7 protein-coding genes are annotated in these 17,458 nt (G+C 64.4%); all 7 read left to right on the plus strand.

Annotation, left to right across the window (positions count from 1 at the left end; translation table 11 throughout):
- The first annotated feature begins 34 nt into the window (after positions 1-34).
- The 7 genes from hutI to NMG46_RS09995 all read left to right on the plus strand — a co-directional run bounded on the left by hutI (position 35) and on the right by NMG46_RS09995 (position 17,289).
- Entirely contained in the window at positions 35-1,270 is a 1,236-nt protein-coding gene (hutI, locus tag NMG46_RS09965; protein ID WP_254817496.1) for an imidazolonepropionase, read from the plus strand.
- Entirely contained in the window at positions 1,267-2,802 is a 1,536-nt protein-coding gene (gene hutH, locus NMG46_RS09970; RefSeq protein ID WP_254817497.1) for a histidine ammonia-lyase, read from the plus strand. Before hutI ends, hutH begins: the two co-directional genes overlap by 4 nt.
- 397 nt (positions 2,803-3,199) lie before the next feature.
- Positions 3,200-4,018 (plus strand): N-formylglutamate deformylase, encoded by an 819-nt coding sequence (gene hutG, locus NMG46_RS09975; protein ID WP_254817498.1) that lies wholly within the window; start codon positions 3,200-3,202, stop codon positions 4,016-4,018.
- Between the two features lie 32 nt (positions 4,019-4,050).
- Positions 4,051-5,721 (plus strand): urocanate hydratase, encoded by a 1,671-nt coding sequence (hutU, locus tag NMG46_RS09980; protein ID WP_254817499.1) that lies wholly within the window; start codon positions 4,051-4,053, stop codon positions 5,719-5,721.
- 8 nt (positions 5,722-5,729) lie between these two features.
- Complete coding sequence (locus NMG46_RS09985) at positions 5,730-6,317, plus strand: HutD family protein (protein ID WP_254817500.1); 588 nt, start codon at positions 5,730-5,732, stop codon at positions 6,315-6,317.
- Between the two features lie 267 nt (positions 6,318-6,584).
- Complete coding sequence (locus NMG46_RS09990) at positions 6,585-15,155, plus strand: glucoamylase family protein (RefSeq protein ID WP_254817501.1); 8,571 nt, start codon at positions 6,585-6,587, stop codon at positions 15,153-15,155.
- Positions 15,156-15,519: 364 nt separating this feature from the next.
- Complete coding sequence (locus NMG46_RS09995) at positions 15,520-17,289, plus strand: glucan ABC transporter ATP-binding protein/ permease (RefSeq protein WP_254817502.1); 1,770 nt, start codon at positions 15,520-15,522, stop codon at positions 17,287-17,289.
- The last annotated feature ends 169 nt before the right edge of the window (positions 17,290-17,458 follow it).

A 17,458-nucleotide genomic window follows, 5' to 3' on the forward strand; every position in this document is an offset into this window, starting at 1 on the left:
TACATAATCGTCACCGATTGAAACGGAAAAGATGATGGCTGCAGAGAGCAAAAGCCGGGCAGGGGAGGTTCGCCTCTGGCGCAATGCGCGCCTCGCGACCATGGCCGATAGCAGCGCCGGGTCAGGCGTCGTCGAGCACGGTGCAATCGCCGTGCGCAATGGCCGGATTGTCTATGCCGGGCCGGAAGCCGACATGCCGGCAGCGCTCCGCGAAAACGCCGAGGCGATCGACTGCGAAGGCCGCTGGATCACGCCTGGCCTGATCGACTGCCACACTCATCTGGTCCACGCAGGCAACCGTGCCAATGAATTCGAGATGCGGCTGGCCGGCGCGACCTATGAAGAGGTTGCCAAGGCCGGCGGCGGCATCGTTTCCTCGGTCAAGGCACTGCGCGCGACCAGCGAGGACGAGCTGGTCGCCCAGTCGCTGCCGCGCCTCGATGCGCTGATCGCCGAGGGTGTCACCACTGTCGAGATCAAATCCGGCTACGGTCTCGACCTCGAAAACGAGAGGAAGTCGCTGCGCGCCGCGCGACGGCTGGGCGGTGAGCGGCCGGTGACCGTCAGGACCACTTTCCTCGGCGCCCATGCGCTGCCGCCCGAAGCAAAAGGTGACAAGGATGCCTTTATCGATCTTGTCGCGAACGAGATTTTGCCGGCCATCGCTGCCGAGGGCCTTGCCGATGCCGTCGACGGTTTTTGCGAAGGCATTGCATTTTGGCCGGAGCAGATCGCCCGCGTGTTCGATGCCGCGAAGGCGGCGGGCCTGCCGGTCAAGCTCCATGCGGACCAGCTGTCCAATCTGCACGGCGCGGAACTTGCGGCGCGCTATGGTGCGCTGTCGGCCGACCACCTCGAATATACCGACGAGGCCGGTGCGGTGGCGATGGCGAAAGCAGGAACCGTGGCGACCATCCTGCCCGGCGCCTACTACTTCATCCGCGAGACCAAGAAGCCGCCGATCGCCCTGTTTCGCCAGCATGGCGTCGGGATGGCCGTTGCCACCGATAACAATCCCGGCACGTCGCCGCTGACCTCGCTGCTGCTGACCATGAACATGGCGGCGACGTTGTTCGGCCTGACGGTCGATGAATGCCTTGCCGGCGTCACGCGCGAGGCTGCCCGCGCGCTCGGGCTGCTTGGACAGACCGGTACGCTGGAGGCCGGAAAATCCGCCGATCTGGCGATCTGGGACGTCGAACGCCCGGCCGAACTCGTCTACCGCATGGGCTTCAACCCGCTGCATGCCCGTATCTGGAGGGGACAATGACCGAACTCAAGCTAAGGCCAGGCAATGCCACGCTGGCCGATTGGCGCGCCATCTATCGCGGCGCCGCACTGAGGCTCGACGATGCCTGCCGGCCGAAGATCAAGGCCAGCGCCGAGGCTGTCGCCAGGATTGTTGCCAAAGGCGAGCCGGTCTATGGCATCAACACCGGCTTCGGCAAGCTGGCCAGTGTTCGCATCCCCGCCGCCGACCTAGAAACGCTGCAGCGAAACATCGTATTGTCGCATGCCGCCGGCGTCGGCGAGCCGATGCCCGTCGCAATTTGCCGGCTGATGATGGCGCTGAAGCTGGCCAGCCTGGCACAGGGCGCCTCCGGCGTGCGCCCGCGGACCATCGAACTGCTTGAGGCGATGCTGGCCAACGACGTTATTCCCGTGGTGCCGGCGCAAGGCTCGGTTGGCGCTTCCGGCGACCTTGCGCCGCTGTCGCACATGACCGCGGTGATGATCGGCGTCGGCGAGTGCTTTACCCCGCATGGCCGCTTTCCCGCCAAGGTCGCCTTCGTTTCGCACGGCCTGGAGCCGGTGATACTGGGCGCCAAGGAAGGCCTGGCGCTGCTCAACGGCACGCAGTTCTCGACCGCGTATGCGCTTGCCGCTTTGTTCGAAGCGGAGGTGCTCTACCAGTCGGCACTGGTCGCCGGCGCGCTGTCGACCGATGCCGCCAAAGGCTCCGACGCTCCGTTCGATCCACGCATCCATCTGCTCCGGAAACATCGCGGCCAGATCGAGACGGCCGAGGCGTTGCGCAATTTGATGGCCGGCAGCGCCATCCGTGAATCGCACCGCGTCGGCGACGAGCGCGTGCAGGATCCGTATTGCCTGCGCTGCCAGCCGCAGGTGATGGGCGCAGCACTCGACGTGCTCCGCAAGGCCGCGGACACGCTCGCCACCGAGGCCAACGGCGTCACCGACAATCCGCTGATCTTTGCCGAGGACGACTCCGCACTTTCGGGTGGCAATTTCCACGCCGAGCCCGTGGCCTTCGCCGCCGACATGATCGCGCTCGCCGTCTGCGAAATCGGCTCGCTGTCGGAGCGGCGCATCGCCATGCTGGTCGACCCGGCGCTGTCGGGCATGCCGGCTTTTCTCACGCCCAAGCCGGGTTTGAATTCCGGTTTCATGATCCCTCAGGTCACGGCCGCGGCACTGGTTTCTGAAAACAAGCAAAAAGCCTATCCGGCCAGCGTCGATTCGATCCCGACCTCGGCCAACCAGGAAGACCATGTCTCGATGGCGGCGCATGGGGCGCGCCGGCTCATCGGCATGGTCGAGAATGCGACGGCCGTCATCGGCATCGAATTGCTGGCCGCGGCGCAAGGCTGCGATTTCCATGCGCCTCTGGCCTCGAGCGCGGCACTGGAGGCGGTGCGCCGGCTGGTCAGGGCAGAGGTGCCGCATCTCGACAACGACCGGCACTTCCACCCGGACATGGAGAAGGCCATCGCCATGGTACGCAGCGGTGCGGTGGTGGAAGCGGCAAGCGCGGTGAAGCTGCCGGGGATTGCGTCATGACGCTGTTATCGCTGCGTTACGCCGCGATGGGTCGTGTTCCGTCGCGCCCCCCTCTGTCCTGCCGGACATCTCCCCCTCCAGGGGGGAGATTGGCAGCTTCGCGGACTGCGCCCTTTCTGCATCCTACGAGATTGGCGAAAGTAGAGATGATAGCCAATCTCCCGCCTGGAGGGGGAGATGTCCGGCAGGACAGAGGGCGGCGCTGGCCCGCCAGCGTCCGGCCAGAAACAAAAAACCCGCCTCGAGGGCGGGTCGTCGGGCTGAATCAGCACCATAAGCAAATTATTAGCATAGCTGCCGGCACAAAGCAAGAACAAAATACGTCGCAACCAGCAAAAAGCGAGATCGGTGTTCAAAGACGGTCGCAGAGTTGCGTTCTGTCACGGGGAGACTTCCGATGACCTCGCCCTCCTGGCTCACCGTCACCCAAGGCACGGCACCCTTGCTGGTTTCGATCCCGCATACCGGCATCGATCTCGCCGGCCTCGACAGCCGGCTAATCTCGCCCTGGCTCGGCCGCCGTGACGCCGACTGGTGGATCGACAAGCTTTATGACTTCGCAGAAGACCTCGGCGCGACCGTTGTGCATACGGCGATTTCGCGCACCGTCATCGACGTCAACCGCGATCCGTCCGGCGCCTCGCTCTATCCCGGCCAGACGACGACTGGGCTCTGTCCGACCGAGACATTTGACGGCGATCCACTCTACCGCAAAGGTGAAGAGCCGGGACCGTCGGAGATCGACGAGCGCCGCGAGAAGTTCTTCGTGCCTTATCATGCCGCGCTGCATGCCGAGATCGACAGGCTGCACGCTTTGCATGGGAAGATCGTCGTCTATGACTGCCATTCGATCCGTTCGGTGCTGCCGCGCCTATTCGAAGGCAAATTACCGGTCTTCAATCTCGGCACCAACGACGGCAAGAGCGCCGATCCGACGCTGCAGGAGAAAGTCAGGCAGATTCTGGGCGAAACCGGCGAGAGCTTCGTCGTCAACGGCCGCTTCAAGGGCGGCTGGATCACGCGCCATTTCGGCCAGCCGCAAAACGACGTCCACGCGCTGCAGATGGAGCTGTCCAACCGCGGCTACCTGCGCGAGCCCGAAGGCAAGGGCATGCCCGGCAATTGGCCGGTGCCTTACGATGCCGAATTCGCGGCGCCAATCCGCGTCACGCTGAGAAAGATCCTGGAAACCGCGATCGCCTGGGCCGAGCGCTGACGCGCGGCGCGCTTCATTCGAAAGGGACAATCATGACCGATCCTCGCCACAACATCCGTGAAGTGCGCAGCCCGCGCGGCAGCGAGCTCAACGCCCGCACCTGGCTGACGGAAGCGCCGTTGCGCATGCTGATGAACAATCTCGATCCCGATGTTGCCGAGAACCCCAATGAACTGGTCGTTTATGGCGGCATCGGCCGGGCGGCGCGCACCTGGAACGATTTCGACCGCATCGTTGCCTCGCTGAAGACGCTCGGCGACGACGAGACGCTGTTGGTGCAATCGGGCAAGCCGGTCGGCGTGTTCCGCACTCATCCTGACGCCCCGCGCGTGCTGATCGCCAATTCCAACCTGGTGCCGCACTGGGCGACATGGGAGAAATTCAACGAGCTCGATAGAAAGGGCCTGATGATGTACGGCCAGATGACGGCCGGCTCGTGGATCTACATAGGCACGCAAGGCATCGTGCAGGGCACCTATGAGACCTTCGTCGAGGCCGGCCGCCAGCACTATGGCGGCAATCTCAGGGGCAAGTGGATACTGACCGGCGGCCTTGGCGGCATGGGCGGTGCCCAGCCGCTGGCCGCGGTCATGGCCGGCGCCTGCTGCCTGGCCGTCGAATGCGATCCCGACCGCATCGATTTCCGGCTGCGCACCCGCTACGTCGACGAACGCGCCGACACGCTCGACGAGGCTCTGGAAAAGATCGAGCGCTGGACCAAAGCCGGTGAGGCGAAATCGGTCGGCCTCGTCGGCAACACCGCCGACATCCTGCCGGAACTGGTGCGGCGCGGCGTGCGCCCCGACATCGTCACCGACCAGACCTCGGCGCATGACCCGCTCAACGGCTATCTGCCCAAGGGCTGGTCGCTGGCCGAGTGGCGCGAGAAGCGCAGCAGCGACCCGAAGGCCGTGGAAAGAGCTGCCCGCGCGTCGATGCGCGAGCACGTCGAGGCGATGGTGGCGTTCTGGAACGCCGGCGTGCCGACGCTCGACTACGGCAACAACATCCGCCAGGTGGCGAAGGAGGAGGGCTTCGAGAATGCTTTTGCCTTCCCAGGTTTCGTGCCGGCCTATATCCGTCCGCTGTTTTGCCGCGGCATCGGCCCGTTCCGCTGGGCAGCGCTTTCCGGCGACCCCGAGGATATCTACAAGACCGACGCCAAAGTGCGCGAACTCACGCCCGGCAACACCCATCTGCACAATTGGCTCGACATGGCGCGCGAGCGCATCGCCTTCCAGGGCCTGCCGGCGCGCATTTGCTGGGTTGGGCTCGGCGATCGCCATCGGCTCGGCCTCGCCTTCAACGAGATGGTCGCCAAGGGCGAACTGAAGGCACCGGTGGTCATCGGCCGCGATCACCTCGATTCCGGCTCGGTTGCCTCGCCGAACCGCGAGACGGAGGCGATGAAGGACGGCTCGGATGCCGTCTCCGACTGGCCGTTGCTCAATGCCTTGCTCAACACGGCGTCCGGCGCCACATGGGTGTCGCTGCACCATGGCGGCGGCGTCGGCATGGGCTTTTCCCAGCATGCCGGCATGGTCATCGTCGCCGACGGCACGCCCGAGGCGGCTAAGCGCCTGGAGCGGGTTCTGTGGAACGACCCGGCAACCGGCGTCATGCGCCACGCCGACGCCGGCTACGACATCGCGATCGAGTGCGCCAGGGAAAACCAGCTCAACCTGCCCGGCATTTTGGACTGAGCCGCGCCTTGCGCATCCTTCGGGCAGCCGAATACCGGTCGATGCCGTGGAAGAACGGCGGCGGGGTGACGACGGAGATTGTCGTGTCGCCGCCAGGTGCCGGGCTCGACGATTTCGACTGGCGTGTCTCGATGGCGCGCGTCGAGGGCAGCGGCCCGTTCTCCGGCTTCGCTGGCGTCGACCGGACCTTGGCCTTGCTGGAAGGCGAGGGCATGGTCCTCGATATCGCCGGCCGGCCGCCGGTCGAAATCACCAAGGCTTCCGACCCGCTTACCTTTCCGGCCGACGTGCCGACGCAAGCTACGCTGATCGCCGGCCCGATCATCGACCTCAACGTCATGACCCGCCGCGCCCGGGCGACCCACACGGTTGAGCGGCTGCTGATTTCGGCTCCGACTGAGATCCAGGCCGAAACCGATGAAACACTTATTCTGTGCGTCGACGGCGAACTCAGCGTGGCCGGCGCGGCGCCCATGCAATTGGGGCCGCTCGATGCGCTGTTGCTCGGGGCGCAAGCGCCGGAACTGCACCTGGACCCCGTCCGGCCAGCCAGGCTGTTCGTGATCCGCATCGACCGCATTGCCGGCAACGATTAACGACTGTTTCCAAACATGATCGTGACGCCGGCCAAATATCGCGTAAGCTGGTCGCTGCATCACGAAAAAGCCTGAATCTTCCGCCGATCAGAAGCCGAAACGATGCTCATAGTGCTCGCCTGGAAGTTGTCGAGAGACGGCATCTTGTCGTGGTGCGGAAACAAACTTTCGGCCAAGTGTTGCGATGCAACCAATTGCATTTGGACCGGTTTTAGGGACATTGCCGTGGCGGTGACGCCGCACTGCGTCCCCAACACGGAACCTTAGATGAATATCCAGACCAATCTCGCACAGATCGAAAAGACGAGCGCCAGCTTCCCGGCTGTCACCGACGAGCCGATACGCTCCCATTTCCTGCCGGAAGATCGGCTCCGAGCGTTGGGCGCAGCCCTTGCCAATGGCGATGCCAAGGACTTGTTCGGTCTGACGCCTTTCGATTTTCAGGCGCGCATCCGCGACAGCGCCAGGAAGATTCTCGATGTCTACCGTTCCACCAACGCTGCCCAGGCGAGGGGCGAAACGATCACGCCCGCGGCGCAGTGGCTGCTCGACAACAACTACCTGGTCGAGGAGACCATTTTTCAGGTCAAGCGCGACCTGCCGCGCCGCTTCTATCGCCAGTTGCCGACGCTGAAACTGTCCGACGGATCCAGCGTGCCGCGCGCACTGGCGGTCGCGTGGACCTATGTCGCGCATTCCGACAGTTCCGTCTCGTCGGCCATGTTCAAGGCGATCGTCGAAGGCTTCCAGTCCGTCGAGCCGCTGAAGATTGGCGAATTATGGGCGCTGCCGTCGCTGCTGCGCTTCGTCCTGATCGAGAACCTTCGCCGGATCGCGGTCCGCGTCAATCGCACGCGGGAACTGCGCCAGATCGCCAACGAGGTCGCCGACCGTGTGCTGGCGACGGACGACAGCGCCGACCGGCAGGCGATACTTTCCCACTACAGCGCCCATGCGCAGGACACCACCTTCGCCACCCAGTTGCTCTACCGGCTGCGTGACGGCTCGCAAAATGCCGGCAGGGCGCTGGAATGGCTGGAGGGCGAGCTGGAAAGGACCGGCTCCGACGCCGAGGAGATCATCCTGAGCGAGCACCACACGCTGTCCAGCGGCAACGTGACCACCGGCAACATCATCCGCGGCCTGCGCCTGATCAACGACGTCGACTGGACGGTGTGGTTCGAGGGCGTCAGCCGCATCGACACCTTGCTGCGCGAACGCACCGATTTCGCCGCCCTCGATTTCTTTTCGCGCGACCAATACCGGACTGCGATCGAGGAGCTGGCGCGCCGTTCCGACCTCTCCGAATTTCGCGTTGCCGAAAGGGCGATCGAGCTCGCCGGCCATGCTGCCGATGCACTGGACTCCGAAAGCGGTCCGATCGCTCACACCGACGTCGGCTTCTTTCTGGTCGGCCCGCGCCGGCAGGAGCTCGAGCGGTCGATCGGCTACCGGCCGACCATCGGCAAGACGCTGAACCGGACGTTCCGCAAGACCGGATGGCTGGGCATCGTCGTGCCGGTGTTTGCGCTGACGGTCCTGCTTCTGGTCGTTTCCGGCAATGCGCTTGCCAATCTCGGCCTGTCGGTGCCGTCGATCGTCCTGATGCTGGCCCTGTTCGCGGTGCCGGCCAGCGAAGGCGCGCTCGCATTCTTCAACACCGTCGTCTCGCTGTTTTTGAAACCGACGCGCCTCGTCGGCTATGATTTCAGGCACGGTGTGCCGCCCGAGGCGCGCACGCTGGTGGTGGTGCCGTCGCTGATCGGCTCGCGCGACGATGTCGAGGAGAACATCCGCAACATCGAGGTGCATCACCTCGCCAATACGGCGGGTGAGGTCTATTTCGCGCTGCTTTCCGACTGGCCGGACTCGAAGACCGAGATCGATACGGCGGATGTCGAAATCCTCGAATTCGCCCGCGCCGAAATCGCCAGGCTGAACGCCCGCTATCCCTCGGAAGGCGCGCCGCGCTTTTATCTGCTGCATCGGCGCCGGCTCTACAACGCATCGCAAGGCGTCTGGATGGGCTGGGAGCGCAAGCGCGGCAAGCTGCACGAATTGAACCTTCTGCTGCGCGGCGACAGCGACACCACCTTCCTGCCGTTGGAAGTGCCATTGCCGGAGAGCGTCGTCCACGTGATGACGCTGGACGCCGACACCCGCACCACCCGCGACGCCGTCGCCGCGCTGGCCGGCAAGCTTTGCCACCCGCTCAACCGTCCGCATTTCGATGTCGCCCGGCGCGAGGTTACTGCAGGTTATTCCATCCTGCAGCCGCGCATCACCGCGTCGCTGACCAGCGGCGACGAGGCATCGTTCTTTCAGCGTGTCTTTTCCGCCAATCGCGGGCTCGATCCATACGTCTTTGCGGTGTCGGACCTCTACCAGGACATCTTCGGCGACGGTTCCTTCACGGGCAAGGGCCTTTACCACGTCGACGCCTTCGAGGCGGCGCTGAAGGGCCGCATCGAGGAAAACACCATCCTCAGCCATGATCTGCTCGAGGGCGCACTGGCGCGCTCGGCTTTGGTCACCGACGTCGAACTGGTCGAGGACTATCCGACCCGCTATTCGGTCGACGCATCGCGCCACCATCGCTGGGCACGCGGCGACTGGCAGCTTCTGGGCTTCATCCTTGGCCCGCGCTCAAACGTGCCGGCGCTGTCGCGCTGGAAGATGGTGGACAATCTGCGCCGCTCGGTGACGCCGATCTTCTGGGTGATGGCCGCGATCGCCGGCTGGACGCTGCTGCCCTTCACGCAGGCCGCGCAATGGCAGGCGCTGCTGATACTCACGCTGTTCATGGCGCCCACTTTCGACATCGTCAACGCCATCCTGCCGAAGAGCGGCGATCAGACGCCGCGCGGCCATTTCTCGGCACTGGCACGCGACGTTGCCTTCGGTACCGCCCTGGTGGCGCTGAAGATCGTCCTAATGGCACACCTTGCCTGGATGATGGGCGACGCGATCATCCGCACGCTTTACCGCCTGTTCGTCAGCCGCCAGAACCTGCTCGAATGGCGCACCGCCTCGCAGGCACACAAGGGCAGCGACAACGATCTCGGCTCCTACTACAGCATCATGTACGGCGCCGTGATCATCGGCGTCGTCGGCCTCGCCGTCCCGGTGCTGGCCGATTCCACCGGCGCCTTCGTCGCCTTCTTCTTCGCCTTGTTCTGGATCGGCTCGCCCGCCATCGCCTGCTGGATCAGCCGTTCGGCCGAAACCGAGGACCGCCTGCGCATATCGGCCGCCGACATCCACGCGCTGCGCACCGTGGCGCGGCGTACATGGCACTATTTCGAGACCTTCGTGACGGCCGAGCATCATCATCTGCCGCCGGATAATTTCCAGGAAAGCCCGGCCCCCGTGGTGGCGCCCCGCACCTCGCCGACCAACATCGGCGTTTACCTGCTGTCGGTGATTTCGGCACGCGACTTCGGCTGGATCAGCCTCTCCGACGCCGTCAACCGCATCGACGCGACCATGTCGACCATCGAGAGCATGCCGCGCGATCGCGGTCATCTCTTCAACTGGTACGACACCACGACGTTGAAGCCGCTCTATCCGCTTTACATTTCTGCAGTCGACAGCGGCAATCTCGCCGGCCATCTGGTGGCTGTGGCCGCAGCCTGCGCCGAATGGGCCGAAGCGCCGTCGGTGCATGTGCAGGGCGACTTCGAAGGCATCCTCGATACTGTCACCATCCTCGACGAAAGCCTTGAGGAACTGCCCGACGACCGGCGTCAATTGCGGCCCTTGCGCCAGCGGCTCGCCGACCGTCTCGACGGCATGCGGCGGGCGGTCGAATTGATCAAGGCGCAGCCGGAGATGGCGTCGATCCGTACCATCAACCTGGCCGTCCTGGCCGGCGAGATACGCAAGCTCGCGACAGCCATCCACACCGAGGCCGCGTCGACCCAGAGCGACACCATCGCCGATTGGGCGGCCAGGCTCGAAGCCACCTGCGAGGCGCATGTGCACGACGCGCACAGCGACGAAAACGCCGTCGCTGCATTGCGGGCCAAGCTTCTGACCTTGCGCGAGCGCACGCGCCGTTTCGCCTTCGAGATGGATTTCTCGTTCCTGATGCGGCCCGAACGCAAGCTCCTGTCGATCGGTTACCGGGTCGAGGAGCATCAGCTCGACGAAAGCTGCTACGATCTTTTGGCCTCCGAGGCGCGGCTGACCAGCCTGTTCGCCATCGCCAAGGGCGATTTGCCGACCGAGCACTGGTTCCGGCTCGGCCGGCCGATCGTCGAGATCGGCTTCCAGGGCGCACTGATGTCCTGGTCCGGCTCGATGTTCGAATATCTGATGCCGCCCCTGGTGATGAAGGAACCGCAAGGCAGCATTCTCAACCAGACCAGCAAGCTCATCATCAAGCGCCAGATCCAGTATGGCCGTTCGAAGAACGTTCCCTGGGGGATTTCGGAAGCGGCCTACAACGCCCGCGACCGTGAACTGACCTATCAGTACACCAATTTCGGCGTGCCCGGGCTCGGCCTGAAGCGCGGCCTTGGCCAAAATACGGTAATCGCGCCTTACGCGACCGTGCTGGCAGCGCAGTTCACGCCGCATGAATCGGTGCAGAACCTGGCCAGGCTGAGGCGGCTGGGCGCGTTGGGCCGGCACGGCTTTTACGACGCGGTGGATTTCACACCGCAACGCGTCCCCGAGGGCACCGACCACGCCGTCGTGCTCAACTACATGGCCCACCACTCCGGCATGTCGATTGCCGCAGTTGCCGATGCGATCTTCGAAGGGCGCCTGCGCGATCGTTTCCACAGCGATCCGGTGATCGAGTCGGCCGAATTGCTGCTGCAGGAAAGGGCGCCGCGCGACATCCCGACTGCGACCGTCAGAACCGAGGCCGACGAGCGTTCGAAGGACGAGACCGAGCTGGAAAGCCCGGACACCCGCATCGTGCTCGATCCGCTCAGGGCGCTGCGCTCGACCAGTGTCATGTCCAATGGCCGCTACTCGGTCATGGTCACCGCCACCGGCTCCGGCTACAGCCGCTGGGGCGACCTTGCCGTTACGCGCTGGCAGCCGGATCCGACCGAGGACCGCCTTGGTTCCTATATTTTCCTGCGCGACGCCAGTAACGGCGACTGGTGGTCGGCCACCGCCGAGCCGAAGCGTGCCGCCGGCGAGCGGGCGCAGACGCTGTTTTCCGACGACAAGGCGAGCTTCGTCAAATCGGTTGGATCGCTGCGTTCGGAAGTCGAGTGCATCGTCATCTCGGAAGGCAATGGTGAGGGCCGACGGGTGACGCTCCACAATGATGGCCCCGCCGACCGGCATATCGAAGTAACCTCGTTTGCGGAACTGGTGCTGGGCTCCGAGCCCTCCGATAATGCCCATCCGGCTTTTTCGAAGATGTTCGTGGAAACCGAGATCGCGCCGAACAACGGCGCGATCTTCGCCACCAGGCGCAAGCGCGAAAAGGATGAACCCGACGTCACCATGGTGCATTTCGTCACCGACCCGTCTGGATCGGCGCGCGACGCCGAGGCGGAAACCGACAGGCGCGCCTTCATCGGCCGTGGCCGCACCATCACCGAGGCGGCTGCCTTTGATCCCGGCGCCAAGCTTGGCGGCCATTCCGGCTTCACCCTGGATCCGATCGCATCGCTTCGCCGGCAGGTGCGCGTGCCGGCCAACAAGAAGATTTCGCTGACCTTCTGGACCGTCGTCGGTACCCATCGCGCCGAATTGGATGCCGCCATCGCCCGGCTCGACCATCCCGAAAGCTTCGCCCGCCAGGCGATGCTCGCCTGGACGCGCTCGCAGGTGCAGACCCGGCACCTTGGCCTCAGTCTGTCGGACGCCGCCAATGTGCAGAAGCTGGCGCGCTATCTGATCTATCCCGACCCGTTCCTGCGCCTTCCCGGCGAATCCATCGTCTCCGGGCTCGGCAGGCAGTCCAGCCTGTGGCCGACCAGCATATCCGGCGATTTTCCGATTTTCCTGGTCAGGATCGCCGATGTCGCCGATCTGGAGATCGTCGCCCAGGCGCTTCGCTTCCAGGAATACATGCGCGCCCGCGGCATGATGATCGATTTTGTCGTCGTCAACGAGCAGGCGTCATCCTACGTGCAGGACCTGCAGCGCGCGGTGGAGACGCTGTGCGAAAACAGCCGGTTGCGTGGCAAGGAACTCGGACCCCGCCAGCACATCTTCGCGGTGCGACGCGATCTGATGGAGGAAACGACCTACAGGACCTTGCTCGCCGTCGCTCGGGTGGTGCTGCATACGCGCAACGGCACCATCTTCGACCAGATCGAGCGTGCCGAGGCCGCGGCACTGCAGGCGCGGGACGCCGCCCTCCAGCCGGCAGACCTTGCCGCGCTTCGCGAGCCGTCCTTGCCGGTGCCGACGTCGCAAGCATCTGCCGCACAGGCACTGATCGAGGGCCGCGTCGACGGCAGCGGGCTCGACCAATGGAACGGTTTCGGCGGCTTCGACGGCGACGGACGCCACTACGTCGTGCGTCTTGCCGGCCGGCGCACGACGCCGCAGCCGTGGATCAACGTCATCTCCAACCCATCGTTCGGGTTCCACATTTCGGCTGAAGGCGCTGCCTTCACCTGGAGCCGCAACAGTCGCGACTATCAGTTGACGCCATGGTCGAACGATCCGGTCACCAACCGGCCGGGCGAGGGCATCTATATCTACGATCATGCCAGTGGCAGGGCGTTCTCGCCGATGGCTGCCGTGGTTCGTGATCCGACAATGACCTACGAAACCTGGCACGGGCAGGGTTTTTCGACGTTCCGCTCACAACGTGGGCCGCTGTCGATGGACCTGACCCATGTCGTCGATCCCGTCGATCCGGTGAAGATATCGCGGCTGCGCATCCAGAATTCGGGTTCGGTGCCGATGCGGCTGCGCGTCTACGCCTATGCGGAATGGGTTCTTGGCGGCCATCGCTCGCGCACCGCTGCAAGCATCGTTCCGTCGAGGGATGCCGCAACCGGCGCATTGCTGGCGCAAAATCCCTATGGACTCGATTTCGGCGAGCGAATCGCCTTTCTGGCCGCCGACGGTGCGGTGCATTCGGTCACCGCCGACCGCGGCGAGTTCATCGGCAGGCAAGGCACGAGCGAGTTTCCGCATGCGGTGCTGAGCGGCGCCGACCTGTCGGGCCGCGTAGAGGCCGGCGACGATCCCTGCGCGGCCATCGCACGCGACATCGACATCGCTGCCGGTGGCGACGTCACGCTGCTCTGGCTGCTCGGCGACGCGGCCTCGCCCGACGAGGCCAGCGCGCTGGTGCAGACCCATCGCTCCAGGGATTTCGATCAGCGGCTGGCCGACAACGAGCGCACATGGCGCGGTTTTCTCGACACCATCCAGGTCGAGACGCCGGACAAGGCCCTCGACGCCATGGTCAATCACTGGCTGCCCTATCAGAGCCTGGCCTGCCGCATCCGTGCCCGCTCTGCGTTCTATCAGGCGAGCGGTGCCTTCGGCTTCCGCGATCAGTTGCAGGACACCTTGGCTTTGCTGGCGCACGACCCCAAGCTGGCGCGCGATCAGATCCTCAACGCGGCGCGGCGGCAATTTCCCGAAGGCGACGTGCAGCATTGGTGGCTGCCGCGCACCGAGGCCGGCGTCCGCACCATGATCTCTGACGACGTGGTCTGGCTGGCCCACGCTACCGCGCGCTACCTGCTGGTGACCGGTGACACCGCGATCCTGAAGGAGCAACTGCCCTTCATCGAAGGGCAGGCGCTGGGCGAAGGCGAGCACGATGCGTTCTTCATCCCGGAAATCTCGAAGAAGACAGCCTCGCTCTACGACCACTGCGCGCGGGCGCTCGATCTTGCTGTCAAGCGCAGCAGCCCGGCCGGGCTGCCGCTGATCCTCGGCGGCGACTGGAACGACGGCATGAACCGCGTCGGCGAGCACGGCAAGGGCGAGAGCGTATGGCTGGGCTGGTTCCTGCTGAAGACGCTGGGCGAATTTGCCGATGTCGCCAAGGCGGAGCGCGATGCAAAGCGCGTGCAAGCCTGGACGAAGCACGCCGAGGTGCTGAAGCGGGCGCTGGAAAGCACCGCCTGGGATGGCGAGTGGTATCGGCGCGGCAGCTTCGACGACGGCACGCCGCTCGGCTCGCGCAAGTCGGACGAGTGCAAGATCGACTCGATCGCCCAGTCCTGGAGCGTGCTTTCGGGCGAGGGCGACCCGGCGCGGTCGACCACGGCAATGGGGCAGGCGATGAAAGCGCTCGTCGACGACGAGCTCAAGATCGTCAAACTGTTCACTCCGCCCTTCTCGAAGACGGAAAAGGACCCGGGCTACATCAAGAGCTATCCGCCGGGGGTCCGTGAAAACGGCGGCCAATACACGCACGCCGCGACATGGTTCGTCATTGCGCTCGCCGAGATGGGGCGCACCGACGATGCCTACCGCTGCCTTTCGATGCTAAATCCGGTCAACCATGCGCTCGATGAAGCCGCGGCAGAGCGCTACCGCGTGGAACCTTATGTCGTCGCGGCCGATGTTTATTCCGGGCAAGACAAGGGCGGCCGAGGCGGCTGGACCTGGTATACCGGGTCGGCGGGCTGGCTTTATCGCGCTGCGGTCGAGAGCATTCTCGGCATAGAGCGCCGCGGACAGCGCCTCCAGTTCACGCCGCGACTTCCCAGCCATTGGGACGGCTATTCGGCAACCCTGAAGATGCTGGGCGCCGAGATCAAGGTACGCGTCGTCCGCGACAAAAAGGCCCGGGCCATCTCACTTGAAGTGAATGGCACGAAGACCAAATCTTCGTCCTTCGAGCCAAAAGCCGGAGACAATGCCGAGGTGGTCGTTAGAATACCGACCTAGATTCAAGGACTTGGAGCGTCGCTCAGGGTTGCCCAGGGCACGCGCGGGCGCTCCAAGTGCCTCTACCGGTTATATTTGCGTTTGACCTTGCTGAATGCCTGCACACGACTTTAGACGTCGTGCCTGGGGTCTTGCTGATTAAAAATGTGGCAGTGCTTTCCAGTTGCCATGATTTTGCCGCAACGCTGACATTTCACCTTTTATCTCAAACTGTTAGACGATCACGGCAAATTTCGAAGCGTCGTCATCTTTTGTTCGCGGAATGGGAACGGAAGAGGTAGACGAGCATTGTTTTGCGACGCGTCAACCGATACGAGTCAAAAAATGACGCACTGCACCATAAATAATTGGCGGAGTAGCTGAAGTGTCACTTCTGCAAATCTACTGGCGAGCCCTTGGTTATCTCGCTGCCGACAGGAAACGCGTTGCGTTTATCTGCGGGGCGAATGTCGCGCTTGCCATTATCGCCATTCTCGAGCCGATTATGTTCGGCCGGGTGATCGATGCCATTTCGGACCGCGGCTCGGTATTCGCGACACTCGCAATGTGGGCCGGTCTCGGCGCGTTCAATATCATCGCCTTCGTTCTGGTAGCGCGCGGCGCCGACCGCTTTGCCCACCAGCGGCGCAGCGAGGTTCTCTGCCAGTCGTTCGAGCGCGTGATCACCATGCCGCTTGCCTGGCATCATCAGCGCGGCACCTCCAATTCCCTGCACACGCTCCTGCGCGCGGTCGAGACCCTGTTCAGCCTCTGGCTCGAATTCATGCGGCAGCATCTGTCGACCGCGGTTGCGCTGGTTCTGCTGGTGCCCACCGCGCTCAGTATGGATATCCGCATGTCGATGGTGCTGCTGGCGCTTGGCGCGCTCTATGTCGGCATCGGACGGCTGGTGATGCGGCGCACCAAGGAAGGCCAGGCGGCCGTAGAGCGGCACTACCACAAGGTGTTTGCGCATGTGACGGACTCGGTCAGCAACGTCGCCGTCCTGCAGAGCTACAACCGCATCGGCCATGAGACCGAGGCGCTGAAGCGCTACGTCAAGAACCTGCTCGACGCACAGAATCCGGTGCTCGACTGGTGGGCGATGGCCAACGCGCTGCACCGCCTGTCGTCGACGATTTCGATGATGGTGGTGCTCTTGATTGGCGCCTATCTGGTGACGCACGGCCAGTTGCGCATCGGCGACGTCATCGCCTTTACCGGCTTTGCCACACTGCTGATTGCCCGGCTCGACCAGATGTCGGCGTTCGCCAACCAGATTTCCGAGGCGCGCGCCAAGCTCGAGGAATTCTATCATCTCGAGGACTCTGCATCCGACGCCGCCGAGCCCGATGGGCTGCGCGAGCTCGTCAACGTCACGGGGCACGTGCGTTTCGAGAATGTCTGCTTCGAGTTCGGCAACTCGGGGCAGGGCGTCGACGACGCGTCGTTCGAGGTCCAGGCCGGCCAGACGGTCGCCATCGTCGGCCCCACGGGCGCCGGCAAGACGACGCTCATCAACCTTCTGCAGCGCGTCTTTACCCCGTCCAGCGGCCGTATCCTGATCGACGGCATCGACACCCGCACGGTGACCCGCAAGTCGCTGCGCCATTCGATCGCCACCGTGTTCCAGGATGCCGGCCTGCTCAACCGCTCGATCGAGGACAACATCCGCGTCGGCCGTGCGGAGGCGACCTATGACGAGGTCCATGCCGCGGCCAATGCCGCCGCCGCGCAGGATTTCATCCTGTCGAAGAGCGAGGGCTACGACACCGTCGTCGGCGAACGCGGCGGACAGCTGTCCGGTGGCGAGCGCCAGCGCATCGCGATTGCCCGCGCCGTGCTGAAGGACGCGCCCATCCTGGTTCTCGACGAGGCGACCAGCGCGCTCGACGTCGAGACGGAAGACCGCGTCAAGGACGCCATCGACGAGTTGCGGCGCGGCCGCACCACCTTCATCATCGCCCACCGTCTGACCACCGTTCGCGACGCCGATCTGGTCGTGTTCATGGACAAGGGCCGGGTGGTCGAGATGGGCGGGTTCACCGAACTGTCGCTGCGCAACGGTCGCTTCGCCAGCCTGCTGCGCGCCGGCGGCCTGCTCAACGACGAGGAGGTTCGCCGCCTCAGCCGCCCGGTGAACGAAGCCGCCTGAGCAGCGCGGCTTGCCTTCTCCCCTTGCGGGAGAAGGTGGCCTCGCCAGCGAGGTCGGATGAGGGGTGCTCCGGCTTGGCTCAAATCTTCATCCAAAATCTAGACTTCGGCGCACGGCGATCATTGGCGCCTCACTCTGCCCAGCACCCCTCGTCCGGCTCGACGCTACG

The sequence above is a fragment of the Mesorhizobium sp. LMG 17147 genome, from assembly GCF_024297145.1.
GTDB lineage: Bacteria > Pseudomonadota > Alphaproteobacteria > Rhizobiales > Rhizobiaceae > Mesorhizobium.

Bases quoted from the DNA above. Each gene is read 5' to 3' on its own strand.
- hutI (WP_254817496.1), top strand. From the start codon at position 35: ATGGCTGCAGAGAGCAAAAGCCGGGCAGGGGAGGTTCGCCTCTGGCGC.
- hutH (WP_254817497.1), top strand. From the start codon at position 1,267: ATGACCGAACTCAAGCTAAGGCCAGGCAATGCCACGCTGGCCGATTGG.
- hutG (WP_254817498.1), top strand. From the start codon at position 3,200: ATGACCTCGCCCTCCTGGCTCACCGTCACCCAAGGCACGGCACCCTTG.
- hutU (WP_254817499.1), top strand. From the start codon at position 4,051: ATGACCGATCCTCGCCACAACATCCGTGAAGTGCGCAGCCCGCGCGGC.
- NMG46_RS09990 (WP_254817501.1), top strand. From the start codon at position 6,585: ATGAATATCCAGACCAATCTCGCACAGATCGAAAAGACGAGCGCCAGC.